At 56.9% G+C, this 24507-nt stretch carries 28 protein-coding genes and 2 pseudogenes; 14 read left to right on the plus strand and 16 right to left on the minus strand.

What is annotated here, in order from left to right:
* Window positions 1–22: 22 nt before the first annotated feature.
* Together dmeF and BFP99_RS15385 are read right to left on the minus strand one after the other, a co-directional pair.
* A complete protein-coding gene (gene dmeF / locus BFP99_RS15380; protein WP_065923884.1) occupies window positions 23–925 on the minus strand; it encodes a CDF family Co(II)/Ni(II) efflux transporter DmeF in 903 nt (300 codons plus the stop codon).
* Entirely contained in the window at window positions 922–1197 is a 276-nt protein-coding gene (locus BFP99_RS15385) for a metal/formaldehyde-sensitive transcriptional repressor (RefSeq protein WP_027604004.1), read from the minus strand. The genes dmeF and BFP99_RS15385 overlap by 4 nt, the downstream gene beginning before the upstream one ends.
* A gap of 489 nt (window positions 1198–1686) precedes the next feature.
* On the opposite strand from BFP99_RS15385, the gene BFP99_RS15390 reads away from it, so the two are divergent.
* Window positions 1687–2898 carry a YeeE/YedE family protein gene (locus tag BFP99_RS15390; RefSeq protein WP_065947628.1) on the plus strand — a complete coding sequence of 404 codons (1212 nt, stop codon included), beginning with the start codon at window positions 1687–1689 and terminating at the stop codon, window positions 2896–2898.
* Between the two features lies 1 nt (window position 2899).
* Here BFP99_RS15390 and BFP99_RS15395 read toward each other — a convergent pair whose 3' ends face one another.
* The 8 genes and pseudogenes from BFP99_RS15395 to BFP99_RS34095 form a co-directional block, all read right to left on the minus strand.
* Entirely contained in the window at window positions 2900–3061 is a 162-nt protein-coding gene (locus BFP99_RS15395) for a DUF2986 domain-containing protein (RefSeq protein ID WP_065923882.1), read from the minus strand.
* 80 nt (window positions 3062–3141) lie between these two features.
* The gene (locus BFP99_RS15400; RefSeq protein ID WP_065923881.1) at window positions 3142–4368 is read right to left on the minus strand and encodes an MFS transporter; all 1227 of its coding nucleotides are present in this window, start codon (window positions 4366–4368) and stop codon (window positions 3142–3144) included.
* A gap of 229 nt (window positions 4369–4597) precedes the next feature.
* Window positions 4598–5116, minus strand: coding sequence for a DUF2569 domain-containing protein (locus BFP99_RS15405; RefSeq protein ID WP_065923880.1), 519 nt, complete (start codon window positions 5114–5116; stop codon window positions 4598–4600).
* A gap of 83 nt (window positions 5117–5199) precedes the next feature.
* Window positions 5200–6435, minus strand: coding sequence for a type II toxin-antitoxin system HipA family toxin (locus tag BFP99_RS15410; RefSeq protein WP_065947629.1), 1236 nt, complete (start codon window positions 6433–6435; stop codon window positions 5200–5202).
* Window positions 6428–6673: a helix-turn-helix domain-containing protein gene (locus tag BFP99_RS15415; RefSeq protein ID WP_027604011.1), complete on the minus strand. Its 246-nt coding sequence runs from the start codon at window positions 6671–6673 to the stop codon at window positions 6428–6430. The genes BFP99_RS15410 and BFP99_RS15415 overlap by 8 nt, the downstream gene beginning before the upstream one ends.
* An 87-nt stretch (window positions 6674–6760) precedes the next feature.
* Window positions 6761–7801, minus strand: coding sequence for an alpha/beta hydrolase family protein (locus tag BFP99_RS15420; RefSeq protein WP_065923878.1), 1041 nt, complete (start codon window positions 7799–7801; stop codon window positions 6761–6763).
* Between the two features lie 96 nt (window positions 7802–7897).
* Window positions 7898–8392, minus strand: coding sequence for a methyl-accepting chemotaxis protein (locus BFP99_RS34090; RefSeq protein ID WP_370671240.1), 495 nt, complete (start codon window positions 8390–8392; stop codon window positions 7898–7900).
* A 372-nt stretch (window positions 8393–8764) separates the two neighbouring features.
* Window positions 8765–9958: pseudogene (locus tag BFP99_RS34095) on the minus strand (FIST signal transduction protein); the annotation flags it as partial.
* 337 nt (window positions 9959–10295) lie between these two features.
* Between BFP99_RS34095 and BFP99_RS32160 the strand changes: the two are divergent.
* From BFP99_RS32160 to BFP99_RS15435, 4 genes are all read left to right on the plus strand, one after another.
* Window positions 10296–11138 carry a DUF4062 domain-containing protein gene (locus BFP99_RS32160; RefSeq protein WP_083221196.1) on the plus strand — a complete coding sequence of 281 codons (843 nt, stop codon included), beginning with the start codon at window positions 10296–10298 and terminating at the stop codon, window positions 11136–11138.
* Window positions 11139–11165: 27 nt separating this feature from the next.
* Complete coding sequence (locus tag BFP99_RS15430) at window positions 11166–12626, plus strand: P-loop ATPase, Sll1717 family (protein WP_065947631.1); 1461 nt, start codon at window positions 11166–11168, stop codon at window positions 12624–12626.
* 164 nt (window positions 12627–12790) lie between these two features.
* Window positions 12791–13096, plus strand: a complete 306-nt coding sequence (locus tag BFP99_RS32870) for a hypothetical protein (RefSeq protein WP_141690784.1) — start codon at window positions 12791–12793, stop codon at window positions 13094–13096.
* A 142-nt stretch (window positions 13097–13238) separates the two neighbouring features.
* The gene (locus BFP99_RS15435; RefSeq protein WP_256098146.1) at window positions 13239–14387 is read left to right on the plus strand and encodes a hypothetical protein; all 1149 of its coding nucleotides are present in this window, start codon (window positions 13239–13241) and stop codon (window positions 14385–14387) included.
* A gap of 257 nt (window positions 14388–14644) precedes the next feature.
* Here BFP99_RS15435 and BFP99_RS15440 read toward each other — a convergent pair whose 3' ends face one another.
* Together BFP99_RS15440 and BFP99_RS15445 are read right to left on the minus strand one after the other, a co-directional pair.
* Window positions 14645–14989, minus strand: a complete 345-nt coding sequence (locus tag BFP99_RS15440; protein WP_065947633.1) for a DUF6124 family protein — start codon at window positions 14987–14989, stop codon at window positions 14645–14647.
* A 444-nt stretch (window positions 14990–15433) separates the two neighbouring features.
* Complete coding sequence (locus tag BFP99_RS15445; protein ID WP_065947634.1) at window positions 15434–16369, minus strand: alpha/beta fold hydrolase; 936 nt, start codon at window positions 16367–16369, stop codon at window positions 15434–15436.
* A gap of 96 nt (window positions 16370–16465) precedes the next feature.
* Here BFP99_RS15445 and BFP99_RS15450 point away from each other — a divergent pair, with 96 nt between their 5' ends.
* From BFP99_RS15450 to BFP99_RS15465, 4 genes are all read left to right on the plus strand, one after another.
* Entirely contained in the window at window positions 16466–17047 is a 582-nt protein-coding gene (locus tag BFP99_RS15450; RefSeq protein WP_065947635.1) for a CGNR zinc finger domain-containing protein, read from the plus strand.
* A gap of 94 nt (window positions 17048–17141) precedes the next feature.
* Window positions 17142–17648: a peptide-methionine (S)-S-oxide reductase MsrA gene (gene msrA, locus BFP99_RS15455; protein ID WP_065925043.1), complete on the plus strand. Its 507-nt coding sequence runs from the start codon at window positions 17142–17144 to the stop codon at window positions 17646–17648.
* Window positions 17649–17786: 138 nt separating this feature from the next.
* Window positions 17787–18266: a hypothetical protein gene (locus tag BFP99_RS15460; protein ID WP_065925044.1), complete on the plus strand. Its 480-nt coding sequence runs from the start codon at window positions 17787–17789 to the stop codon at window positions 18264–18266.
* Window positions 18267–18278: 12 nt separating this feature from the next.
* Window positions 18279–18521, plus strand: a complete 243-nt coding sequence (locus BFP99_RS15465; protein ID WP_053132633.1) for a hypothetical protein — start codon at window positions 18279–18281, stop codon at window positions 18519–18521.
* 14 nt (window positions 18522–18535) lie between these two features.
* Here BFP99_RS15465 and BFP99_RS33650 read toward each other — a convergent pair whose 3' ends face one another.
* Together BFP99_RS33650 and BFP99_RS15475 are read right to left on the minus strand one after the other, a co-directional pair.
* The gene (locus BFP99_RS33650; RefSeq protein ID WP_065925046.1) at window positions 18536–18982 is read right to left on the minus strand and encodes a hypothetical protein; all 447 of its coding nucleotides are present in this window, start codon (window positions 18980–18982) and stop codon (window positions 18536–18538) included.
* Between the two features lie 99 nt (window positions 18983–19081).
* Window positions 19082–19312 (minus strand): hypothetical protein, encoded by a 231-nt coding sequence (locus BFP99_RS15475; RefSeq protein WP_065947636.1) that lies wholly within the window; start codon window positions 19310–19312, stop codon window positions 19082–19084.
* A 322-nt stretch (window positions 19313–19634) separates the two neighbouring features.
* On the opposite strand from BFP99_RS15475, the gene BFP99_RS15480 reads away from it, so the two are divergent.
* Window positions 19635–19937: a type II toxin-antitoxin system RelE/ParE family toxin gene (locus tag BFP99_RS15480; RefSeq protein WP_065947637.1), complete on the plus strand. Its 303-nt coding sequence runs from the start codon at window positions 19635–19637 to the stop codon at window positions 19935–19937.
* Window position 19938: 1 nt separating this feature from the next.
* On the plus strand, window positions 19939–20328 hold the full coding sequence (locus BFP99_RS15485; protein ID WP_065925048.1) for an addiction module antidote protein: 390 nt from the start codon (window positions 19939–19941) through the stop codon (window positions 20326–20328).
* 186 nt (window positions 20329–20514) lie between these two features.
* Here the strand turns inward: BFP99_RS15485 and gudD are convergent, their stop codons facing one another.
* Together gudD and BFP99_RS15495 are read right to left on the minus strand one after the other, a co-directional pair.
* Window positions 20515–21840: a glucarate dehydratase gene (gene gudD, locus BFP99_RS15490; RefSeq protein ID WP_065947638.1), complete on the minus strand. Its 1326-nt coding sequence runs from the start codon at window positions 21838–21840 to the stop codon at window positions 20515–20517.
* Window positions 21841–21859: 19 nt separating this feature from the next.
* The gene (locus BFP99_RS15495; protein ID WP_065925050.1) at window positions 21860–23221 is read right to left on the minus strand and encodes an MFS transporter; all 1362 of its coding nucleotides are present in this window, start codon (window positions 23219–23221) and stop codon (window positions 21860–21862) included.
* A 275-nt stretch (window positions 23222–23496) separates the two neighbouring features.
* Between BFP99_RS15495 and BFP99_RS33880 the strand changes: the two are divergent.
* The 3 genes and pseudogenes from BFP99_RS33880 to BFP99_RS15505 form a co-directional block, all read left to right on the plus strand.
* Window positions 23497–23586, plus strand: a pseudogene (locus BFP99_RS33880) (outer membrane lipoprotein carrier protein LolA); the annotation flags it as partial.
* A gap of 61 nt (window positions 23587–23647) precedes the next feature.
* Window positions 23648–24358, plus strand: coding sequence for a FadR/GntR family transcriptional regulator (locus BFP99_RS15500; RefSeq protein WP_065925051.1), 711 nt, complete (start codon window positions 23648–23650; stop codon window positions 24356–24358).
* Window positions 24359–24371: 13 nt separating this feature from the next.
* Window positions 24372–24507: SAM-dependent methyltransferase (locus BFP99_RS15505; protein ID WP_141690785.1), on the plus strand; the 136-nt coding region annotated here is incomplete at its 3' end.

The following is a 24507-nucleotide window of genomic DNA, read 5'->3' on the forward strand; positions in this document are numbered from 1 at the left end:
GTCACCTGGGGGGGGTAAAGGCTTACGCCGAACGAAACTCAATGGTGAGGTGGCTCACTTCATGCACCGCCTTGAGACGCTCGCGAAGGGTGTCGGCATCCGTGGTCGCCTGGCCGAGCACACTCACGATCGCTGCGTGGGCGTCGGGGCCCACGCGCCACACGTGCAGGTCGGTAATCCTGGCGTCGCCGGGTTGCTCGACCAACTCGCGGATCTCGGCGGCGACGTGCTCATCGGTTTGATCCAACAGCACACCGGCGGTCACCCCCATCAGGCTCCAGGCCCAGCGCGCGATCACGATGGCACCGACGATACCCATCACCGGGTCCAGCCACACCCAGCCCAGGTAACGCCCGGCCAGCAAGGCGGCGATGGCGAGGACCGAGGTCAGCGCATCGGCGAGCACATGCACATAGGCGGATTTGAGGTTGTTGTCGCTGCCGTGGTGGTGCTCGTGATCGTGCTCATGGCTGTGACCGTGGCCCAGCAACAGCGCACTGACGATATTCACCACCAGGCCCACGACGGCAATCAGGGTGGCGGTACCGAACTGCACCTCGGTGGGTTTCAGCAGGCGGATCACCGACTCGACGCCAATGCCCAGGGCCACCAGCGCCAGGATCAGCGCCGAGGCGAAGCCACCCAGGTCGCCCACCTTGCCGGTGCCGAAGCTGTAGCGCGGGCTGCGCGCATGGCGTTTGGCATAGGCATAGGCTGCGGCGGCAATGCCCAAGGCACCGGCATGGGTCGCCATATGAAAACCGTCGGCCAGCAGGGCCATGGAGCCGGTGAGGTAGCCGGCGGCAATTTCCGCCACCATCATCACCACCGTCAGCATCACCACCCACAGGGTGCGCCTGGCGTTCTCGTCGTGGGCGGCGCCGAGGAACACATGGTCGTGGGCGTGGTGGGTCGTGGGCGTCATTTGGCGTAGCGCCGGATGGCTTCGAGCAGTTCTTCGACGCCCTTGCTGCGTTCTTCCTCGCTGAGGGAGGGATCGGCCACGTGCGCCCTGGCGTGTTCTTCGATGATTTCTTCCATCAAGCCGTTGATGGCGCCGCGCGTAGCGGCCACCAGGTGCAGGGTCTTGGCGCAGTCGGCGTCCGACGCCAGGGCTTTTTCCACCGCCTGAATCTGCCCGGCGATGCGCTTGACCCGTTTTATCAGGCTGTCTTTGTTGGCTGCGATATGGCCCACGGTATACCCCCCCTACCTATAGTGCGGCGGAGTGTGTCATACCCCACCCCCCTATACAAGGTGACCGCAGCGAGAGGCTGTTGTGTAGCCAACTGGGACCCTGTGGTGAGCGGGCTTGTCCCGCGTTGGGCTGCGCAGCAGCCCCAAAACCAGGCGCGGAGGAGTACCTGATACACCACATTCATCTTCATCAGGGGCGCTTCGCACCCCAACGCGGGACAAGCCCGCTCACCACAGGAATTCGGTCAGCCTGAAATTGTTTATGCAAGACTCAAGACTTTTTTGTTAAGTTTTAATCCTTAAAAATCAATTGGTTATGTTGAATTTTAGATGGGTTATCGAGCCCTGGCGAGGCTGCGCTGGCGGTGGCATCGCTTGCATCTACGTTGCCTGACACATCGCTATCGCAGCCTCGCTGAAGATCGACAACGCCCACAGGTTATACTCGCCCCTTCGCAATCACCCCTTCAAATCAAACCGAGATACCCCATGAGCACCTCTCTTTCCCTCACCCCTGCGCGCAAGCCTGTCGCGCCGCTGGTGGCCTTTGTCATCCTGGTGCTGGGCGCCCTGTTCCTGCAAAACAGCGTCGGTTCGCGCCAGGTGCTGTTGCTGGTGGTTGGCGCCGCGCTGGGCTTGACCCTTTACCACGCTGCCTTCGGCTTCACCTCTGCCTGGCGCGTGTTTATCAATGATCGCCGTGGCGCTGGCCTGCGGGCGCAGATGGTGATGCTCGCGCTGGCGGTGCTGCTGTTTTTCCCGGCGCTGGGGGCGGGCACGTTGTTCGGGCAACCGGTGGTCGGGCTGGTGGCGCCGGCCGGGGTGTCGGTGGTGTTCGGCGCGTTTATTTTCGGCATCGGCATGCAGTTGGGCGGCGGGTGTGCCTCGGGCACGCTGTTCACGGTGGGCGGCGGTAATGCGCGCATGCTGGTGACGCTGTTGTTCTTTATCTGCGGCTCGCTGATCGCCACCCACCATGTGGACTGGTGGTTTGCATTGCCGGCGTTCCCGGCGGTGTCCATCGTCAAGAGCTTCGGCGTAGTGCCCGCGTTGCTTGCCAGCCTGGCCATGTTTGCGCTCATCGCGGCCGTCACCGTGAGCCTGGAAAAGCGCCGCCACGGCCAGCTTGAAGAAGGCGTGACCAGCGAACACCAAGGCCTGCGCCGATTCCTGCGTGGGCCATGGCCGTTGGTATGGGGCGCGATTGGTTTGGCGTTGCTCAACTACGCCACCCTGGCGCTGGCCGGGCGGCCGTGGGGGATTACCTCGGCCTTCGCGCTGTGGGGCGCCAAGGTGGCAAACGGGTTGGGTGTGGACGTGGCCAGCTGGACGTTCTGGCAAATGCCGGGCAACGCCAAGGCCCTGGCTGCGCCGGTGTGGGAAGACATCACCAGCGTCATGGACATCGGTATCGTCCTCGGTGCGCTGTTGGCCGCCGGCCTGGCCGGACGCTTTGCCCCCAGCCTGAAGATCCCGGCCCGCTCGCTGCTGGCCGCAGTGATCGGCGGCCTGCTGCTCGGCTACGGCTCGCGCCTGGCCTACGGCTGCAACATCGGCGCGTACTTCAGCGGCATCGCCTCGGGCAGCCTGCATGGCTGGGTGTGGCTGGTGGCGGCGTTTATCGGCAACGGCGTGGGCGTGCGCCTGCGGCCGTTTTTCTTTGCCGGTGAGCGCCGGCCCGAAGCGCTGAGCGGTTGCTGAGTTAACCCTCGGGGGACATGTCTGGCGCCTGGGCGGCCTCAGCCGCCAGCTTTTCCCGCTCGGCCTTGCTGATGTACTTATCCTTGGATTTCGGTGCCAATTTGGCGCTGGCCTTTTTGGCTTTGGCCTTGAACAGCTGTTGCAGTTTTTTCTGGCGATTCATAGGTTGTACCCGGGTTGGACAGGCCGCGATGATACCAGCTTAAAAATGGCGACAGCTCCCCACGTAGCCGCCGCACAGGCCTAGCCAGGCTGGGTCGCCAGGCTATTACTGACGTTGCGCCCCAACACCAGCACGGTGACAAAACCGCAGCCCAGCAGCGCCGTGGCCAGGCTCAACAGCACCGAGCTGCCCAACTGGTCGACGATCCGCCCACCGAAGAACGAGCCCAAGGCAATGATTACTTGGAACAAGGCCACAAACAGCGGCATGCCGCGTTCGACATCCTTGGGCGCCACCACAAACATCCAGATACTGGCACAGGCCGGGAAGGCGCCGAAGGCGAAGCCCCACAGCCCGATCAGCATCGCTGCGCCGGTCATGCCGGTGGCGAAGTGGGGGAACAGCGCGGTGCTGGTGCCGATCATCAGCGCCACCAGCAACAGGGTGTGACGCACGCTGCGGTTGGCGGCGAAACCGGCAAAGATATTGCCGAACACCCCGGCCACGCCGAAGAGCAGCAACAGCGAACCAATCGTCGGCCCGTCGAAGCCGGAACTGTATTTGAAGAACGGCGCGACATAGGTATAGGCCGCAAAGTGCGCCAGGCCGATCAACAGCACCGCGATCAACCCGATCCGCGCCTGTGGGTTGATAAACAACGCCGGCAGGTCACTGATGCGAATGGCCTTCTCCGGGGTGAGCCGCGGCAGCAGGAACACCTGCGCCAGCAGCACCGGCACGCCCAGCAACGCAGTGACCAGGAACGTCATGCGCCAGCCCATCAGGCCGCTGAGCCAGGTACCGACGGGCACGCCGAGCACGGTGGCCAGGGTCACGCCCATCATGATGATCGAGGTGGCCTTCGCGACGCCCACGCCCTTGGGCGCCAACCGCCCACTGAGGGCAATGGCCGTGGCCCAGAACCCGCCGATGCTGATGCCCAGCAATACGCGGCCGAACAGCAGCAGGTTGAAGTCACTGGCAAAGGCCACGACCGAGTTGGCGATGATCATGATCAGCGTCAGGCCGATCAGCAGGTAACGACGGTCCATGGCGCCAATGCTCACCGACAGGAACGGCGCGGCGAGGGCAGCCATGATGCCCGGCAGCGTCACCATCAGCCCGGCGCGACCGGCACTGATACCGAGGTCGGCGGCGACGTCGTTGAGTACACCCACCGGCAGGAATTCACTGGTCACCAGGGCGAAGGCGCCCACCGCGACCGAGAGAATCGCCAGCCACTGCTGTTTGACGCTTTGTTGATTATGTTCGGGACGGCCGCTGGGGGCCTGGAGGGCGCTTGGCATGATGCTGGGTTCCAAGGGGGGATGTCGCCTGAGGCCAGGCGAGGGTGAAAAATTAGAAGGTTATTATAGGAATCGGGCTCGGCAACGCTAGGCGAGAGGTTCGATAGTAATCATCAGTGCTATCGATGTGATGGGGGCAGCCTGCCTGGCAGGGTGTGGCTGGTGGTGGCGTTTTTCTTTGCCGGTGAGCGCCAGCCGGTCATCGGGCAGGCGCTCGATGCTCACCGCGTCAAAGGCTGACGGGGCCAGGCGCTTGCGCCGCAACCGGCCGGCGTTGGACAAACGTTGCCTTGACCCTTTTGGAGAACAGTATGTAGGGGACCCAGATCGAGGTGGACACCAATCCGCGGACGGTTTCCTTGGTCGTGTTGTAGTCGAATATGGGTTCATCCACCAGAACAAGCGAGCTGAACCATGCATCAAGTGGAACGTAAACAGCCGAGGCAATGAGCGTGACGATATAAACCTTGGGGAATAAATAATGTTCGCAGAAGAACAGGTAAACCAAATAACCAAAGGCCGCGATAAAGACTGCATTGACGAGGGTTTCTGAAATCAGGATCGCGCCCCACAGGGCGTTAGTCATCGTCGGGCCGGATGAGGTGAGGGTACTAAACGCGCCATCTGCGAATATCGGGTAATACACCGCGATAAGGGCATAACCCAGACGCGCCAAGGCTATAAACAGGCCCAACCCAACCACGATCAGCCAACCGCCCAGTCCCTTCAGTGGTTTACTTTCTTGCATGTTCGCTCCGCCGTTCAATAAAGTTAAAACGATAAATAGTCAGCCGTGCTGCTGAATCACCGCCCTATACCAAGCAAGCACAATCACGCCGGTTCAATACTCCTCGCCAGCCCTGTTGCCCATGCAGCGGTCATCTTTTCCCCAACAACATCAAACTCCGGATGGGTGCTTCGATACTCCGAAAGCTCCACCATTGCACGGCTCATACCGCTGTGGACTCTGGCGAGCAATTCATTGCAACGGGCTTCTGTCAAACTGCACGAACTGCGCCCGAACTGGACCAGCATCTTACGTTTTGGCCAAGCCTTTGAACCGCCGAGCAACAGACCCATAATGTCGTTGACTTGATACACCGTGGTCGTCACAAGGTCGTAAGCTGGCGCGAGCCAAATATCGGCGTCTTCTGCGCAGTTCTCATAGAGCAGGCCGAAATTCTTCAAGTGCCCGTCTCCATTTTGTATGCCGGCGCAGAGCGCCACCATCATAAAAAAGTCCTCAAGTGCCTTGGTCACAAGAGAAGGAGAGACGTAAGTCTTGATCAACTTCGCGCAACCCTGGTAGCTACCGTCGTACTTTTTATCTGTCCCCCATCCGGATAAAACGCACATATCTTCAAAACCAAGGTAGGCGCTTTCACCGATGTCGAACCGTTTGACCACCAGAAACTTACCCTGCTGACTCAACTGGCATTCAGGCACTTCAAGGCCTGTATGAAATGCCGCGCGCATGCAGAAAAACTCATTGGCGGCCAGTTGCGCGAAGTCTGAATCATTGAAGGCCTTCACCAAGTGCGTAGCGCCACGATGGGTGAGACGCGCAACGTCAGGATTCGTATCGTCAACGTTGCGCACCAGTACCTTCGGCTGAACGCCCGAAACGCCTGAGTAGGCTGCGTAGGTTTTCATCAGGTCGTCGAACAGATCTTTCGCCCCGTCATACACGAGCAGCTCGGAGAGTTTTATTTCAGGTAGTAATTCATCCGCAGTGGCTCGGGCGACGCTGATGCGGCCCAGTTGATGGGGGCCGACGATACCCAGCAATGTGAAGTCATCAAAGCCTTGCACTGACTTGCTGAAACGTCGCACAAGCTCCGCTTTCAGGTGGCCTTCGGGGAGATGCATCTCAAACAGGGGATGGATGCCATACGCCCAGATGTAGCTCTCCAGGCGCACCGGCATGGTCAGGGAAACCGCGTTCTTTTCGGTGACTGCCGGGTTATACGAAAACACCGAATCGCGCTGGTTTTCTTCGCCGCGCCCGAGTATTCCGGCAGGCACTCCGCTGGTGCCGATGTGCAGCCGATCGCTTGGTCTAGTCATGGACGTTTTCTGCTTTCAGTTCATCCAGCGTTTTGCGTCGACGCTTAGGTGTCGCGGTTAACTCGTACCCTAACCCTTCAAGGATCGCAGCCACCTTGCGAATTCCCACTTCGGGGATGGTGTTGTTCTCGATTCCGGAGATGGTTGCACGACTCATACCGTGCCGAAGTGCGAGCTGGCTTTGGGAAAGGCCAGCTGCCTTTCGCAGGTTTTTGATCAGGAAACCTAAATCGTCCACAGTGTTTGCATCCTATACAATGCATTTGTGAGGGTTAATACACTTCTGCATCGTATTTGATTCGTTTTTTCTTGAATAGCCTTTTCTTTAGTTAGGCGCTTTGCGCCCCAAAAACTCACTGATCAGCCCCACCACCTGCTGCTGAATCACCGCCCGTGGCCGAGCCCCCTCACCATCGCGGCAAATCATGCCGTCGCCTGGCGAACTCTCCTCAATCAACGCCATGCCGCCCGGCTTGCAGATCGACATAAAGCTGAAGTGGGTGGCGTCGCTGATCTCCACATACTTCGTCGTTGCTTCAGGCAGGCGCTTGACCATATCAGCGGACTCCAACTGCGGGTCCATATCTTCCGACGGCACACCCCCCGCAATCACCAGCGCCGGTACCGGCAGCGCAGCCAGGCTGGCGTCGGTGAAGCCGCGCGACAGGCCCAGGTCCAGGGACACGATGGCGGTGACGCGCTTGTCGCTCAAATCCGCCGCCAAGCGCGCTTTACCTTCTGGCGTGCCAGCGGGATTCATCTCCTGATAGCCGATGCAGCCGCCGAGCTTGGGGTGGGCGCTGCAGTCGCGGCTGAACAGCTCGGGGTCGAAGCGCGCCCCGGCGATTTCCAGCACGGTCCAGCCGCCAAGGGAATGGCCCACGGCGGCAATCTGGCCATTCGCGACCGCGCCAAATGGCTTCGGCTGGGCCAATACCGCGTCGATCACGCGGCTCAGGTCGGCCGGGCGTTGCCATAACTGCGCGGCGGTTTGCAGGTTGCGATCCTTGGTGGTGGTGCCGGGGTGGTTGACCGCCGCCACGATGTAGCCCTGATGCGCCAACGCACTGGCCAGCCACACCTGCTTGCCCCAGTTACCGCCATACCCGTGGGAGAGCACCACCAGCGGATGCTCACCGGCAGCCGGCGGGGCGTCGGGTACGGCGAGGGCACCGATGAACACCGCGTTGTCGGCGATCAGGGTGGGTTTGGCGGTGGTGGTGGCGGGGTACCAGACGACCAGTTCGAGTGGTCGGTTTTCTTGCGTATCGGGCAGGGTGACGGTCTTGAAGCCGACGGGGTTTTCGGCGGCGAAGGCGGGAGCGGTCAGGCACAGCAATAGCAGGGCGGCGAGGGCGCTTTTCACGGTTGTTATCGTCCTTGATATGAGCGACGCATCATGCACTGAATTCCCCGTTCAGTGCCATGAGCCCCGCGCCGTTTTTTTACCTGCTGCTAGCGCCTACGCATGGGTGAGCCCGGTCAACGTATCGGCAATGGTCTTGGTCCGTTGCGCCGTGCCTTCGGTGGCGCGGCTCGACGCCTCCAGCACATCCAGCATCTCCCGCAGCGCACCCACCCCGGTGGACTGGTCTTCAATCTGCTGGGCCACCCGCTGGATCTCACTCGACAACAAGTCGATATCCACACCAATTTCCGCCGCATTCTTGCGCGTGATTTCCGCCAGCTTGCGCACCTCGTCTGCCACCACCGCAAAGCCGCGGCCGAGGTCGCCGGCGCGCGCGGCTTCAATGGCCGCGTTGAGCGCCAGCAAATTGGTTTGCCCGGCGATCTGCTGGATCACCTGCACAATCGACTGAATACGCAAACTCGACCCCGCCAGCGTACGTGCGCCCTGCACCGCGACATCCGCCTGGCTCGACAGCCCCTCCACCGTGGCCCCGGCCTGGGCAGACACGCTGTTCTGCTGGCCAATCGTGCCCACCAGTTCATCCATCGAGGCGTGCAACTCGCCGGAGTAATGCTTGAGCTGCGAAGCGATGTCCTCCTGCTGACGCTCGGCCTGGGCCAACACCAGGCCCAAGTCGGCCAGGCCTTCGAAGACTGGCAGGATATTGCGGTCCAGGCCTCGGGTATTCAAGGTGTCGGTGAAGTCATTGTTCTTGAACGCGGTAATCTGCTTGACCACCACATGGTTCAACCCCGCCAGCTTCTTCACCTGACGCCGTAGGAAAAACGCCTTGAACTCGCCGTAATGGGCGATGAAATTGTCCACGTACTCATCACTGAAACTCGCACCCTTGGCCACCCGAAAGAAGAAAATCGCCGTCAGCGTCTGGTTCAGGTTCAGGCCCAAAATCTCCCCGAAGGTCGAAAACCCCGCCAACGGCACATCTCCAAAAATGCCGGCCATGCTGCCCAGCTCGGAGCCGTTGTTCAGCCGGCGCAGAATGCAGTCATTCAAAATCCCCGCCACCGGCTGGCCACCCTTGCCGCGCAGGAACTGCTCATAATCCAGGCGCGTCGCCTCCCGCAATGGCGTCCGCCGCACCATCACCAACTCCTCGCCCGGCGCCACGTCGCAAAACAACTGCACGATCTGCTGCTCATAATCGATACGCGCGATAGACCGCACAAACAACTCACTGCCCACCCGAATCGCAAACGAATAATCCGCCAGCTTCGACTCCAACGCCTGTGGCGCGCAACTGAACGCATCACACAGCGCCTGCACCATGCTCTTGATATTGCCGCTGCTGTCGATCACCTGGTCAATGGTGCGGTCCTCCACCGACGCCGTCAGCACACTGAAGGTCAAATCCGCCGGTTTAAAGTTCTGGCTCTTGAACACCCCAAACCGCACATGGGCCGCCGTCTTCAGGAACACAATCTGCGCATGGTTCTGATAACTGCGCTGGCCGTCATGAATCAGCGTCTTCTGGAAATCCGACTTACCCCCGGCCGATCCCCCTACAAACAAACACGGAAACCGCCCCGACTCATACAGCGCCTCCATGAAAAACGACTCCGACGCCGACAACCCATCGAACACCACATACGCCAAGGTATCGCGATGATCGATCGACGTACGTACCTGCACCCGCTTGATATTCGCCACCAACTTGGCAATCCGCTCCTGCATCCCCAGGCGAGTGCCGCCACCGCGAATGTCCTCACACTCCAGTGGCACCATCACCACCTCGGCCGAGGCGATCAGACTGTCGTCGAACAACTGCAACACCACCCGGTCCCAGCGCTCGCCCGTGGCGCAATACAGCGAACCGGGCGCATTGCAGAGCTCGCCGGAGGTGGTGCACAGGCTGAGGGTGGACTGGGGGAAACGGCGCTTGAGCTTGGCGGCGATGGCGTCGATGTCCAGGTGGGGGGAGATGAAGCCGGTGATCAGGGAGGGGTTGATGCGTAGGGCGGTGAGGGCGGCGTCCAGATTGTTGGCGGTGCTGGTGAGGGTGGTGGTGCCTTGGCGAGCGGGCCGGGATTTTTTCAGGAGGGAGAGTGGATTCATGGGGTGGGCTCGGTCGGGTGGGGATGCGGGGGTAGGCATGTGATTAGTAGGGTTATCGGCAGGTTGGGTGGGGGCTGGAGGGGGAGGGCGACAGATGGACTCGTTTGGGGCAAGAGCTGCCACAGCTTAGTGATTGCGACCTATAGCGGTAGTTGAATCTAGGTGAAAAAGTCACAGCGAGTCGCGCAGCCTAGGAAGGAGACACCGCTAAAACTTCTCAGAGCCTAATGATTTACCAACTGTTAATTCGATGAGCAAAGAGTTTCGGGACACAAGTGCCAATACGCATTCCTCTGGAATGCTGGACGACGGCAAGACTTTGTGACACCTTTGATGTCATGTTGCTATCTAATTTGCACTGGACTAAGGACTGACCATGAGTTACGAAGCAGAAGTTTTTAATGTCATGATTGCTTCCCCCGGTGATGTTAAAGCGGAGCGAACGCAGGTCAGAGAGGTGATTCATGAGTGGAACGCCGTACACTCTAGGTCTCGGAAGATTGTTCTTCTACCCACTGGATGGGAAACGCACTCTGCTCCTGAAATGGGATCGGGACCACAGGAAATTATAAACAGACAAATTCTAGAAAAATGTGATTTGTTGATTGGCGTTTTTTGGACGAGAGTCGGAACTGCTACTACTGAGTACGCGAGTGGCACGGTAGAGGAAATTGAAAAACACGTAGATGCCGGCAGGCCGGCCATGTTGTATTTCTCTAACCAACCTGCTGCTTTAGATACAGTGGATCATGATCAGTACAAACTTTTGACAGAATTTAAGAGAACTTGTCAGCAGCGCAGTTTGTACGAAGGATACGAAGATTTATCAGATTTCCGCAATAAGTTTTCACGGCAGTTGCAAATTACTATTAATGAAAGCGAGATATTTAAAGTCGACGATGCCGTTGTTTTTAAAGAGGTTTCACTCGCTAAAAAAAATATTCCAGACTTATCTTATGAAGCAGTAACATTATTAAGAGAAGCATCAAAAGACTCGCACGGCACAATAATGCATATACGCTATATTGGTGGAACTGATATACAAACGAATGGAAGAAATCTCATAGGTTCTAGTGATCGTAGAGATGTTGCAAAATGGGAGTCAGCACTGGAAGAGTTGTTGGAGTTTGGGCTGGTCACAGTCCGAGGTTCTAAAGGTGAAATTTATGAAGTTACAAATTTGGGATTTGGTCTCGCCGATAGTTTAGGTGCTGACTAATTCATTGGGTGTGCGGGTATTATAAAAATGATTTCAATAAATCTTCGTGATAAAAAATTATTTGGAAATGAAGCTGGTGAGGATGAAGACCTTGATCATCTGAATGCGTACTACATTGAAAATAATGATTTTGATGAGTTTTATGATGCTGAGGAAAAGCTGTCTATTGTAAGTGCTAGAAAGGGGATGGGTAAGTCTGCGCTCTTGTCGAGACTTTATTATAAATTGAATAATGATGATTTGTACGGTGATCCAATAATAATTAGAGTTAAAGGAAATGAATTGCTCGGGTTAGGTAACTTTAGTGGTTGCGATCATTCGTTTTTAGAGAACTATTGGAAGCAAATAATCTGTAAGAAAATTCTTATGGAGATTGGCGTGCGTATAAATTTGGCATTAACCGATGATACTATGTCAATGGTTGAGCTTGCGGAGTTAGACGGATTAAAGAGCAAAAATATTATAGGTGCGCTAGTATCTAGGACTTTAGGAAAAATACCATTATTGGGTGTTGAGCTAAAAAAATCTCTTCCTGCTAATAGTGAGAGTTTGCTGAAGCGCTATCAGGAGTCTGAGGAAAGAAAGCACGTATGGCTCCTTATAGATGACATTGATGCAAAGTTTCAGAATAACTCCGAAAGCCAAGCGCGAGTAGGGTCGTTTTTTAGTGCGATTCGCTCTCTTGCATTTGACTATAAAGGGCTGAATATACGCACAACAGTTCGAAGCGATGTATGGTCGTGCCTGAGGCATCTCGAAGATCTAGACAAACTACAACAGTACATAATCAATATTTTTTGGACTAAGCGTCAGATGCGCGACATGCTTGCACAGAAAGTCCTTGTTTATATTGTCAATAATCATCCCAACTCGCCAGAGGCCAAACTCAAGCTGGCTACGGACTACAATAAAATATTAGATATGGTGTTTACATCTCCAATCGAATGGGCCAACAATAAAGAGGCCAAGTTATTCGATGCCATATCTGCATTCTCTAATAGACGGCCTCGTTGGATGGGGCAGTTGTGCCGTATGGCAGCAAAGAAAGCTAAGGAAAAGCCCTTAACTCGAAAAATAACTCTTGAACACATCAACTACATATTGTCTGACTTTGGGGCAAACCGCAGAGATGATTTGATTAAGGAGCATGTTCACCAATTTGATGAGCTTAATCATCTTATTGACGCATTGAGGGCTACAAAAAAAGAATTTTCATGCTCTGACTTAGAAGAGGCCTTAGAGCTTAATTTTCTACGCGGCCGAACTAAGGATGATATTTCTACCGTCGACGGGAAACCCTACGCGGGTGTGGAGGATCTTGCAGATTTTTTATATAAGTTAGGCTTGGTCTCTCACATCCATCTGGATGGGAAGGAATTTACTCACTTTACCGATGATCCTGATTTATATCGTTCGACGGAAAATCGCAGAAATAACGTAAAGTGGTCTTTGCATCCATCGTATCGTAAGTTTTTAAATATCCACTAGTCGCCCTGGGTAAACTGAATGACTAAATTAACGAAGCAGAATTGGAATTAGCTATTTTTGAATATTTTTTAAGTTTTGGTTTAAGTCGCGTTGCTTCCCGGTTTCTGCAATTTGCCTTTGATGATAGGCAGGTAATGCAGTTGTTTATGTCGTAAGGATCGTTCGTGAAGAACTCAAAAAAAATAGCGTTGCTTTCAATCGCTCTATCGTCTTTAGCCTTTGTCGGGGCGTGCGTGAAGTCTTTCCCTGAAACAAACACAACATCAGGTTGGCTAAATCTCGGTGCGGGACTATTAGCGATTTCTGCTATTACATGTGTTGCTGGTGAATATTTTTCGCCCCCGAAAGCAGGAGACAATATACGAGCGCCTGATAAATTCACTAGGGTGACGGCTGGCGTTACGGGCCTTATATCAGGAGCAATGTGGGTCGCAAGTGCATGGTACGGTATTTATCCTCTAGTTCAGTAATACAATTTCATGCTCAGTACGGGTTTTCATAAGTTTTGCTGAAGACGAGTAATTATTGCCAAAGCTTGGGGAAGACCACGGTTGAGCATTGGCAAAATCGTCGTCGGGTCCGATCTATGATGTTTTAGGTAGCGAGCCGTTTATGAGTTTCAAATTCTTGGATGAGCGGAACACATTGGCGCTACTGCCCATTCCGAGGAATAGTAGTTATCAACTTGAGGCATCATTCAGAGAGATGAATGCTGGTATGCACGGCGGAGCCAAAGACTGCCTTGTCGACCTGATTAAAATCAATAAGAGAACTAGACATAATCATAAGGCTTGGGGACGATTAAGGGCCGGTAGAAAGCATGATCTATTGATTATTTTTCGATTCATGATTTTCGATGAACAAGAAGACCCTGACCAATGCTTCTACTCTTGGGAAGCAAGTACACACGGTACCCCGCAAGCACCAATGTTAATGTGCTATTTTGATCGGGTCACCGGTAAGCCACCTTTAAGTGGTTTTGGTGCACCTCCGGGAGTATATGTTCAGTCGCGGCGGATCTTTTCTGTGCCGGTGCAGTGCGTTTTGAACGGATGGGGAAATGTTGAGAGTGGTCATATGATTTATGAACACAATATTTCGGCCATGGACTTTTCTGAGCAGCAGTTCGAGGCAGCTAGCTACGTAGGTCTTACTTCCCGTAACTGGCAAACAAGATATAAGGAGCATCAGCGTGATGCGTTAACCGGCAGTGAACTGATATTTCATACTTCTCTGCGTAAAATTTTTAACTGCGATAGTTTTATACAGGCCGGGCTCGGAAATTTTGAGTTGGTTAGGAAGGGGGCGGTCTTTCTTTCAGAGTTGCAGTATGTAAATCTGTCCTACGAGGAAGCTATGCAGATCGAAGAGAAGATGGTCGAGCGTACTCTTTATCCAAAAGGCCTGAACATGATTCCGGGCGGGTTTGCGGGACTTCAATTCCTTCATAAGCTTGGTTTTCTTAGTCGCAAAAAGGTCTCGATAGACGAGCGGGATAAGGCTGCGTCGAATTATCTACTCGACAAAGCTGCAGGGCCACGCTTCGCTCCATGGATAAAAGAAAAGTGGATGAATGATGAATTTTACGAGCAGGTCATATTCAAACGCAGTAACACCTTAAATCGAGAGCAGATACGTTCTATCCGTAAGTACGGTGCTGATTGGGGGTTTGACTCTGATCTTATAGCAAATTTGGTTGGGGCTAATGACCGGCAAGTACGAGACGTACTTAGTGGTAAGTACTATTCGCGTATTAAATAATAAGCGCAATTTGGTTAATGGGTCATAACCTCTGTTGGGTTATTGTTTTATAAAGTATCTATTGTTGGTCGGTATATGGATTTTCGCTGCGGACAGCAGTCCTTCAAGAGACTACTTTTTTCATGTGTATGAATACTCCGCTCGGAATAGCATATATTTGTATATTCGTCGCTACAAAACATCTATGCTATAAATCACCGGTTCGTCGTTAGGGGGTTACAACGACCGGCGATCTATCAAGGGAAAGCGCTGGAAGGTTAAATACCAGCTCCAGCCCCCTCCCGCTCCATCAACTTATCCACCAACAAAACCCCCAACTCACTCAGTTGATGAATCGCCAACGCCACATCCCGCTGCTTCCCCGTCAGCTCATCCGACAGGTCCAGCAACAACGCAGTCACCGAAGAAAAAGTCTCATAGCTATTGGCAATCAGCACTTCACTGCTGACATCGTCCGCAACGCTGAACAGCGTAGTCGAAGGTGGAGGAGGCGGCCCGGGCGGTTCGGCGCCCGCGTTGAGGTAGTGATCAATCGCACGATGCGCCGCCTGATTCAGTTTCAGGTCGGGGCCGTTCGGAGGATTAGGCGTTATTTTGGACATGGTGTAATTCCTGAATGAGGCTGACACCCTTTCGCTACTACACAAGAAGGGTGGCAGCTGTACGCAGGTTAGTAGACCGGGGAATTACACAAAGCCGGCGCACCCGAAGGCGCCCTACGCACAGCCACCATCAGGTACAGACAGGAACGTCTGATAGATGAAGCTCATGCACTAAGTGTAATTGACCCTCGGGCTACTAAACCCGATCACTGAGTTGTCAGCGACCGGGCCACCTTAGAGACGCCCACTCAAGCGCACAAGCCGGCGGATTCTGACGCAACTGTAGGTAACGGAGCAAGGTGGTGAAGCTTGCTGTAGGACCTGTCTACAGGTAGGCGTGAGCTTGTTCGCGAAGAGTCTTGGAGCGCTGCGTGAAACCGGAGTCGCGGCGTTATCGTTGACGTTTTTCGCGAGCGAGCTCGCTCCTACATAGGGTTGCGTCGATTACTGGAGGTTCTTGTCCAGGAACGCCCGTATAACCGGGATGATCGCCTTCCCATGGGTTTCCAGCGCAAAGTGCCCGGTGTCATAAAAACGAATATCCGCCTTGGGAATATCGCGCTTCCACGCCTCGGCGCCGGCCGGCAGGAAGAACGGGTCGTTCTTTCCCCACACTGCGAGCAGCGGTGGCTGGTACTGGCGGAAGTAGGACTGGAAGGCCGGGTACATCGCGACGTTGGAGGCGTAGTCCAGCACCAGGTCGAGCTGGATGTCGGCATTGCCTGGCCGGGATATTTGCAGCCCTTCCAGCGTGTAGCCATCGGGTGACACCGAGCTTTTGTCGGCCACGCCTTCCAGGTACTGCCACTTGATCGAGGCGGGGGTGGGGAAGCCGTGCAGGGCGTCGCGGTTTTGTTGGGTCGGGGCGTGCCAGTAGCGTTGGATAGGGGCCCAGCCGGCGCCCAGGCCTTCTTCGTAGGCGTTGCCGTTTTGGGAAATGATCGCGGTCACTCGCTCCGGATGGGCGACGGCCATGCGCCAGCCTACGGGGGCGCCGTAGTCGTGGACCATCAGTGCGTATTTATCGAGTTTGAGCTGTTCGGTGAACTGCCCGATGGTCTTCGCCAGTTGGCTGAAGGTGTAGGCGTATTCGCCGCGTGGTGGGGCTTCGGTGAAGCCAAATGCCGGCAGGTCCGGCGCGATGACGTGGTAGCGGTCGGCAAGCTCGGGCATGAGTTCGCGGAACATAAAGGATGAGGCGGCGAAGCCGTGCAGCAGCAACACGGTCGGCGCGCTGGGGTCGCCCGCCTCGCGATAGAACACCTTTACGTCGCCGACCTGCTCGTAGCGGTAATGCACTGTGTTGTCTGCATGGGCCGCGCTGCTGATCAGCAAGGCGGCGGTGAGTCCGGCAGCGGCCGTGGCGTTGGACGTGGTCATGATGTGGCTTCCTGTGTAACCGTTAAAGTTGGTGTTTGAAGGTTATGCCTGGGTTTGGTAACCTGTCAAACATATTTTATTGGTTACTGACCGCCCATGAATCCGAACAGCACTGCCGCAGGCGCACTTTTTCTAGCCGACAACCTGGCCCTTGATTTCATCAACTCCGAGTACGGGGTGGGGGATCAGCGCCATGACTGCTTCACCGATGATCACAGCGTGATGAGCTGGCTGACCCAGGCGGGCCTGTTGCCCGAGCAGCTTGACCCGAAGGCGCCGAGTGGGCTGCTGGCCCTCGCTCGTACGCTTCGTGCGAGTTCAAGGGCGGTGGTGAATGCGGCAATGACAGGCGTTCCCGTCGATCTCGCGGTGATCAACCAGGTGCTTGAAGCGGGGCGCCCGGTGAGCAGGCTGGAATGGGCGCAGGAGACGAAGGCATTTCGGCTTGCCACGCATCCTCGGGACAGCAGCCCGGCCAGCCTGCTTGGGCCGGTGGCCGAGTCGCTGGTGGGCTTGGTCACGAACGATAAGTTTGAATTCGTCCGCCAGTGCGAGGCCCACGACTGCGTGCTGCTGTTCCATGACCTGAGCAAATCACACCGCCGCCGCTGGTGCAGCATGGCGACGTGCGGTAACCGGATGAAGGTGGCGGCGTTTCGTTCCAGGAATAAACCTTGAGTCGATAGGGGGGCAGTTTTTCTTTGATTGAACTTGGTATTGCCCAGCATTGCCCCATAACTATCCCTGTCTCCATTAACCGCAAGGACAGACCATGACCAACCCAACCGAAACCGCCATCCTCGCCGGCGGCTGCTTCTGGGGCATGCAGGACCTGCTGCGACGCTACCCCGGCGTGCTGCACACGCGCGTCGGCTATACCGGTGGCGATGTGCCGAATGCCACCTACCGCAACCATGGCAACCATGCTGAAGCGATTGAGATCGTGTTTGACCCGGCGGTGATTTCCTACCGGCAGATCCTTGAGTTCTTTTTCCAGATCCATGATCCGAGCACGCCGAACCGGCAGGGCAATGATCTGGGGCCAAGCTATCGTTCGGCGATTTACTACCTGAGCGAACAGCAACGGGAGATTGCCGAAGCTACCGCGGCTGACGTGGATGCCTCCAACCTGTGGCCGGGGCCTGTGGTCACGGAAATTGAGCCCGCCAGGGAGTTTTGGCAGGCGGAGCCGGAGCATCAGGATTATCTGGAGCGGATACCGAACGGGTATACCTGCCACTTCATCCGGCCGAATTGGAAGTTGCCCACGCGGGCGTGAGCGTGAGTAGCGGCGGGGGGAAAGGTCGCGACAGGGGAGGTCGGCCTGCCCCCCATTTCCTCATTTCGTTTCTTTTGCCTTGAATCCACTGCCCGCCTTCTAGAGAATCCCCGCCTTTGGCTCGAAAGGATGCGTGCGATGAAGTTCGAAGGGACGTTCCAATACATGGGCAATCACGGGATCGTGTTCAACGTTTCGCAGATCACCCTTACCGATAGTGAACGCGGACGCCTGCGCGAGCTGCATTTTGGCGAGGCGAAAAGTGCCCACTACGAGGTCAACAGCAAGGTCGTCGAGGTGTACGACAAGATGTTGGCCAAGAGCCTGCCGTGCGTGATGATGATCGGCATCTCCAAGCCACTGACGCGGCAACAGGGCGACGCCCTCAATGCCCAGCGCACCAGGATCGCTAACCTGGCCGCCAGTGCCTTCGCTGGCGCCACTTCTGCTGTGGCTTCCCCTTACGTGGGTGTTCCTGTTGGCGCGGGTGTGCGCATGTATGCCAATGAAATCCTGCCCACCTATCATGCCGGCGACGTACTGGTCAGCATCGAAGCGCAGGTCAACGGCGGCATCGGCCCGCAACGCAGCGCCTCGACACTGATCATCAAGACCTGACGGGAGAAGCATATGTCTGACATTACCCAGCTGGTCCTGGCCCTGGCGCTGTTTTTTCTGCTCGATCGGTTTGTTAAACCGTACCTGCTTCGCACGTGGCTGGGGGGGCTGCTGGTGGTGGCGGGGGTGGTTGGCTGCGTGGCGGCGAGCCAGGTCCGTCCATGGGGGGCTGACCTGGGGTTGCTGTCGATCTTTGCGGTGGCGTTGGGGGTGGGGTTGTTCCTGAAGCGGCGGCGGTTCGAGCGAGTTGGTTGAAGGGGGCCAGCTCATTAGCCATTACAGCTCTGCTTGTTGATTTCGAACCGCCCAACCTCTTTTACGTTTTTGCTGCCGAATATGTAAATGAAGGTGCCACCCAATGAAATGATGGACTGGTCCCTTGGCATTTGCGCGGCGCAGACAGCCTTGGTGATGCTTGATTTCATCACGCCCAAGTCAACGTCCTCGGGATGGGTATCGTAATCGACCAACGTGTAATAGAACTTGAGGGCGTGACTGTTGGCCGCTTCCGCGCGAACGAAGGTTAGATGCTCGTCGATCTTTCGATTCCCGGGCGTCGTTCGCGCGGTCACGATGATGAGGTCGCTGAGGAAGGTGGTTTTACTGGGCTGGGGTGTTTCCTGGAAGGCCTGTATGACTAAAACCCCGACCAGGCTCAAAAACAGTAGCCCCCATGCCGAATACACAAACGCCTTTTTGGTTTTTGCTGTTGCCATGTCCTGGTTTCCTTGCGTTTGAGGTCCGCAGTGGCGGCGCGACGGCCTCACGGACTCAGTGGTGCGTTCCGATACCGAGGCAGGAACCCGCGTAATTGATCAGACGTGCACCGTTGGTGGCGTGAGGTCGGTTTCTTGCGCTTCGGGCGCATCAGCAAGTTGCGTGGCCGACAGCGCTTTCAGCTTGAAATAGGGGCCTGTGAAGCGTGTGCCTCCATCCAGTGTGGTGAGCGTGATCCGCTCTGAATCGCACCGATGGAATGGGGTGAACATACGTTTCTTGGGGCAGTAAACGCCTTCCTGCGTCTCGGAATACTTCAAGGCAAGCATCGAGTTACCCTTCCTGGGTTGAGTTTTCCTGATCGAGAACGGCTCGCATTTTACGCAAAGTGAAGCGGCTGTGCAGGACGTTTTCTTTGGGCTTCATCTCTATCATTTGCCGCCTCAGTTTGCCGCCGATGGCGGAGTGTCAGCCACCGTGATAGCGGGCGAATGCGCAGGTGCTGAGGTGTGGTGAAGGTTAGACACAGGCGCTAATAGTATCGATCGGCTGCTCATGCGAGCGCTGGACTAGGATTTTTCTTCCGGAGTATTCCGGACTCAAAATTCACTGGCATCGACAAGGAGTAGCCAGTAGGCTACAAAAAATTCTGTGACCAATCTGATCGGCAGGACGCCGGAGTTCGATACATGGCTCGACGGCATGAGCGATATTTATGGAAAAACCGCTGTTCTCACACGGTTAGACCGAGCCGAGGAAAACAATTTCGGCGATTGTGCACCCGTAGGCGATGGGGTGAGTGAAATGCGTGTGTTTGTCGGGCCCGGCTACAGAATTTACTTTGTGCGTACGGGCATCACTGCTTACCTGATGCTCTGGGGCAGTGATAAAACCGACCAGAACAGAGGAATCAAACGGGCAAAAGAGATCCTTGATGCCCTGAGAGGTAGATGAAATGAGCGAATCGAAATTCAAACCAGAGGACATGCCGATCCTCGATCTTGATACCTCCGGTACCAGCGTCTATGAAGCGTCGCGCTTCCTCGATAGCCCGGAAACCATCAGCGCTTATCTGGCGCAGAGCATGAAATCTCAAGACCCGCAGGTGCTCATGAAAGCGCTTGCCGAGGTCGCCAAGGCCCAGGGCGTGAACAAGGTGGCGGAGTCTGCGGGGGTTAATCGCGAGAGCCTGTATAAGACGCTGAAAGGCGGTTCTAAAACGCGCTATGAGACGATTCAGAAGTTGATGCTGGCGTTAGGCGTGGAACTGACTGTGCAGCCGATTGCGGCGGTGGCAGTCAAGAAAACTGCAAGAGCAAAGCGGGCTTTGGCCGGTAAACCCTGACGCGCGGTTTAGCGAGCGACCACAACCCTTGTAAAACACCGAGGACCCATGTGGGAGGGGGCTTGCCCCGATGGCGGAGTGTCAGTCGATACATGGCTGGCTGACACACCGCAATCGGGAGCAAGCCCCCTCCCACATTGGATTGATAGTGTTCTGGAGACCGAGCCGCCCCCAGAACCCAGCGCTTCAGCGCACCAGGCAAGGCTGCTTGTTGTTATAACGCCACCCCGGAATCAGGAACTGCATCGCCACGCTGTCATCCCGTGCGCCGAGGCCCATGCCTTTGTACAGTTCGTGGGCCTTGGCCACGGCGTCCATGTCGATGTCCACGCCCAGGCCGGGCTTGGCCGGCACTTTCACATAGCCGCCTTCGATTTTCAGCGGTTCGCGGGTCAGGCGTTGGCCGTCCTGCCAGATCCAGTGGGTGTCGATGGCGGTGATGTCGCCCGGGGCGGCGGCGGCCACTTGGGTGAACATGGCCAGGGAAATATCGAAGTGGTTGTTGGAGTGCGAGCCCCAGGTCAGCCCCCACTCATGGCACATCTGCGCCACGCGCACCGAGCCTTGCAGGGTCCAGAAGTGCGGGTCGGCCAGGGGGATGTCCACCGATTGCAGTTGGATCGCGTGGCCCATTTCGCGCCAGTCGGTGGCGATCATGTTGGTGGCGGTTTTCAGGCCCGTGGCGCGGCGGAATTCGGCCATGACTTCGCGCCCCGAGTAACCGTTTTCGGCGCCGCATGGGTCTTCGGCGTAGGCGAGCACGTGGTGCTGGTCGCGGCACAGGCGGATGGCTTCTTTCAATGACCAGGCCCCGTTCGGGTCGAGGGTGATGCGCGCATCGGGGAAGCGTTCAGCCAGGGCGGTGACGGCTTCGATCTCTGCGTCGCCGCTCAATACGCCGCCCTTGAGCTTGAAGTCGTTGAAGCCGTATTTGGCGTTGGCGGCTTCGGCCAGGCGCACCACGGCCTCGCTGGTCAGGGCGGGTTCATGGCGCAGCCGGAACCACGCGTCGTCGCTGTCGGCTTCGTTGCGGTAAGCCAGGTCGGTGGCGCTGCGGTCGCCGACATAGAACAGGTAGCCGAGCATTTTCACTGCATCACGCTGTTGGCCTTCGCCGAGCAGGGCGGCCACCGGCACTTCGAGGAACTGGCCCAGCAGGTCGAGCAGGGCGGCTTCCATGGCGGTGACGGCATGGATGGTGATGCGCAGGTCAAAGGTTTGCAGGCCACGGCCCGCCGAATCCCGTGAGGCAAAGGCGCTGCGCATCTGGTTGAGGACGCGCTGGTACTGGCCGATGGGTTGGCCGATCACCAGGCTGCGCGCGTCTTCCAGGGTTTCGCGGATGCGTTCGCCGCCGGGCACTTCACCGACGCCGGTGTTGCCGCTGCTGTCCTTGAGAATCACGATATTGCGCGTGAAGTAAGGGCCGTGGGCGCCGCTGAGGTTGAGCAGCATGCTGTCGTGACCGGCCACCGGGATGACCTGGAAGTGGGTGATGACGGGAGTATTCATGGCTAATTCCTAAAGAGGCTCAGAGAGATTTGCTGATGGCAGCGCCGGTGGGCACGGCGCCCGGCGAGGCCAATACGGCAGCGGGCGAGGTCTTGGCGAAGAACACCAGGATAGCGGCGAGCACCGAGGTGCCGGCCAAGCCGTAGAGGCCGCCCTGGATCGAGCCGGTGGTCTGCTCCAGAAAGCCGAAGGTGGTCGGTGCAACGAAGCCACCCAGGTTGCCGATGGAGTTGATCAAGGCAATCACGGCTGCGGCGATGCGCACGTCCAGGTAGCCCTGTGGGATGGGCCAGAACAGCGAAGACGCCGACTTGAACCCAATGGCCGCAAAGCAGATCGCCACGAACGCGAAGATCGGCCCGCCGGTGGTGGACATGAACATGCCTGCTGCGGCAATCAACAGCGCAGCCGCAACCCAGGCCTGCTGGAACTTGAATTTGCCCGACAGCGTCGCGAAGGCGTACATGGCGATGATCGAGATCAGCCATGGGATCGAGTTGAAGAAACCCACCTGCACATCGCTCAGGTCACCCATCTTCTTGATGATGCTGGGCAGCCAGAACGTCGCCGCGTAGATCGTCAATTGAATGCAGAAGTACAGGGCGCAGAACAGCAGGATCTGACGGTCCCTGAGCAGCTTGCCGAGGGTCGGCTTGACGCTGGTCAGGGCTTCACGCTCGCGCTGTTCCTGGTCGATGGCGTTGACCAGCGCATCCTGTTCTTCGCGGGTCATCCATTTGGCGTCGTGGGGCTTGGAATCGAGCCAGAACCACACAAAGAAACCGATCACTACCGAGGCCAGGCCTTCGATGGCGAACATCCATTGCCAGCCGTGGAAGCCAAACCCTTCGATCTGCAGCAGCGCGCCTGACAGCGGGCCGGAGATCAGCGAGGCCACCGCCGAGCCGCTGAGGAAAATCGCAATGGCCTTGCCGCGCTCAACCCCCGGCAGCCAGCGCGTGAAGTAGTAGATCACCCCAGGGAAGAACCCGGCTTCGGCCACGCCCAGCAGGAAGCGCAGGATGTAGAAGTGGGTTTCGTTCTGGATGAACGCCATCAGCGTGGCGACGATGCCCCAGGTGAACATGATGCGGGTCAGCCAGATGCGCGCGCCGACCTTTTGCAGCAGCATGTTGGAGGGCACTTCAAAGAGCGCGTAGCCGATGAAGAACAGCCCGGCACCGAAGCCATAGGCCGCGGCGCCGATGCCCAGGTCATGTTCCATGTGCGTGCGCACAAAGCCGATATTGACCCGGTCGATGTAGTTGAGGATGAACATGATCACGAACAGTGGGAGCACATGGCCCTTCACTTTGCTCACGGCGCGCGCGAGGACCGGATCACTTTCTGGTGCGGCAGATGCATGGCTTGAATTGTTCACAATTCAAAACTCCCCCTGATTGTTTTTATGCGGGTTTGCGTGTTTTGTTGATAGACATCATACAAGTGAGTTTCTTAGATTCGCAATGCGGTGATGATGTTTTTGTGTTTGTAAGGGCCAGGTTTTAGTGATGATCTGGTTATTTTGCGGGTCTTTGTGGGTTTTTAAGAAGGTTGAGGAGGCTTCTGGAAAGGGTGGGGCTGGCGGCCATAAATATTAGTTGTCATACAAGTTTGGCGCTTTTTTCACTCGCGCCCTAACCTGTAGGAGCGAGCTTGCTCGCGAAAAACGTCAACGATAATGCGGGCATCCTGGATAAACGCGGCGCCCTCAGGTTTTTCGCGAGCAAGCTCGCTCCTACAGTGGGGTTACGCCGTGGGGCGGGATGTTAAGCTCGCTCCTGCCCAACCCCGTGGATTCGTAACTATGCCCATTGAAAGCGGACCTCCCGTCCGTAGACGCTCCAACAACCTGGCCCAAGGCGTGCTCGACGCCCTGACCCAGCGCATCCTGCTTGGGCAGTTGAAGCCCGGTGAAAAACTGCCTTCCGAATCCACCATCGTGCTCGAGCATGGGGTGAGCCGTACCGTGGTGCGCGAGGCCCTGTCCAAGCTGCAAGCCTCGGGGCTGGTGGAGACGCGCCATGGCATCGGCACCTTTGTGCTGGCGCAACGGGCCCAGCAAGGCTTGCGCCTGCATGTGGACACCGTCGCCAGCGTGCGCAACATGCTCGAGCTGCGCCTGGGCCTGGAAGTGCAGGCGGTGGCGCTGGCCGCCGTGCGCAGGTCCGACACGCAGCTGGCCCACATGCGCGCCGCTCTCGACGACTATCAGGCCTCGCTGGCCAACAACGACAGCTGCGTGGAAGAGGACAAGCGTTTTCACCAGTTGATCGCCGAAGCCACCGGCAACACGTTCTTCACCGAGATCATGCAGCACCTGGGCAATGCGATGATTCCGCGTACCCAGGTGAAGGGTGACGAGCGCGGCGGGGCGGACTTTGCCAAGCTCGGGCAACTGGCGAACCTGGAGCATGAGGCGATCTTCAACGCGATCAAGCGCCAGGACCCGGATGCCGCAAGGGCGGCGATGGTGTTGCATCTGACCAACAGCCGGGATCGATTTTCCGGCGAATAAAAAGGAACACAGGTTGAACGAACACACCTTGTCCATGCGCCTGGAGCGCGTGGCCGCGCAGGTGCCGAGGGGCGCGCGGCTGGCCGATATCGGCTCGGACCACGCCTACCTGCCGGTGGCCTTGATGCGCCGTGGCGTGATTGAGGCGG

This window comes from Pseudomonas sp. 1 R 17, assembly GCF_900067035.1.
Classification (GTDB): domain Bacteria; phylum Pseudomonadota; class Gammaproteobacteria; order Pseudomonadales; family Pseudomonadaceae; genus Aquipseudomonas; species Aquipseudomonas marginalis.

What these genes read in the sequence shown, in the direction of transcription:
- dmeF (WP_065923884.1), bottom strand. Translation starts at nt 925, where the DNA reads ATGACGCCCACGACCCACCACGCCCACGACCATGTGTTCCTCGGCGCC.
- BFP99_RS15390 (WP_065947628.1), top strand. Translation starts at nt 1,687, where the DNA reads ATGAGCACCTCTCTTTCCCTCACCCCTGCGCGCAAGCCTGTCGCGCCG.
- BFP99_RS15395 (WP_065923882.1), bottom strand. Translation starts at nt 3,061, where the DNA reads ATGAATCGCCAGAAAAAACTGCAACAGCTGTTCAAGGCCAAAGCCAAA.
- BFP99_RS15400 (WP_065923881.1), bottom strand. Translation starts at nt 4,368, where the DNA reads ATGCCAAGCGCCCTCCAGGCCCCCAGCGGCCGTCCCGAACATAATCAA.
- BFP99_RS15405 (WP_065923880.1), bottom strand. Translation starts at nt 5,116, where the DNA reads ATGCAAGAAAGTAAACCACTGAAGGGACTGGGCGGTTGGCTGATCGTG.
- BFP99_RS15410 (WP_065947629.1), bottom strand. Translation starts at nt 6,435, where the DNA reads ATGACTAGACCAAGCGATCGGCTGCACATCGGCACCAGCGGAGTGCCT.
- BFP99_RS34090 (WP_370671240.1), bottom strand. Translation starts at nt 8,392, where the DNA reads ATGGATGAACTGGTGGGCACGATTGGCCAGCAGAACAGCGTGTCTGCC.
- BFP99_RS32160 (WP_083221196.1), top strand. Translation starts at nt 10,296, where the DNA reads ATGAGTTACGAAGCAGAAGTTTTTAATGTCATGATTGCTTCCCCCGGT.
- BFP99_RS15430 (WP_065947631.1), top strand. Translation starts at nt 11,166, where the DNA reads ATGATTTCAATAAATCTTCGTGATAAAAAATTATTTGGAAATGAAGCT.
- BFP99_RS15435 (WP_256098146.1), top strand. Translation starts at nt 13,239, where the DNA reads ATGAGTTTCAAATTCTTGGATGAGCGGAACACATTGGCGCTACTGCCC.
- BFP99_RS15440 (WP_065947633.1), bottom strand. Translation starts at nt 14,989, where the DNA reads ATGTCCAAAATAACGCCTAATCCTCCGAACGGCCCCGACCTGAAACTG.
- BFP99_RS15445 (WP_065947634.1), bottom strand. Translation starts at nt 16,369, where the DNA reads ATGACCACGTCCAACGCCACGGCCGCTGCCGGACTCACCGCCGCCTTG.
- BFP99_RS15450 (WP_065947635.1), top strand. Translation starts at nt 16,466, where the DNA reads ATGAATCCGAACAGCACTGCCGCAGGCGCACTTTTTCTAGCCGACAAC.
- msrA (WP_065925043.1), top strand. Translation starts at nt 17,142, where the DNA reads ATGACCAACCCAACCGAAACCGCCATCCTCGCCGGCGGCTGCTTCTGG.
- BFP99_RS15460 (WP_065925044.1), top strand. Translation starts at nt 17,787, where the DNA reads ATGAAGTTCGAAGGGACGTTCCAATACATGGGCAATCACGGGATCGTG.
- BFP99_RS15465 (WP_053132633.1), top strand. Translation starts at nt 18,279, where the DNA reads ATGTCTGACATTACCCAGCTGGTCCTGGCCCTGGCGCTGTTTTTTCTG.
- BFP99_RS33650 (WP_065925046.1), bottom strand. Translation starts at nt 18,982, where the DNA reads ATGGCAACAGCAAAAACCAAAAAGGCGTTTGTGTATTCGGCATGGGGG.
- BFP99_RS15475 (WP_065947636.1), bottom strand. Translation starts at nt 19,312, where the DNA reads ATGCTTGCCTTGAAGTATTCCGAGACGCAGGAAGGCGTTTACTGCCCC.
- BFP99_RS15485 (WP_065925048.1), top strand. Translation starts at nt 19,939, where the DNA reads ATGAGCGAATCGAAATTCAAACCAGAGGACATGCCGATCCTCGATCTT.
- gudD (WP_065947638.1), bottom strand. Translation starts at nt 21,840, where the DNA reads ATGAATACTCCCGTCATCACCCACTTCCAGGTCATCCCGGTGGCCGGT.
- BFP99_RS15500 (WP_065925051.1), top strand. Translation starts at nt 23,648, where the DNA reads ATGCCCATTGAAAGCGGACCTCCCGTCCGTAGACGCTCCAACAACCTG.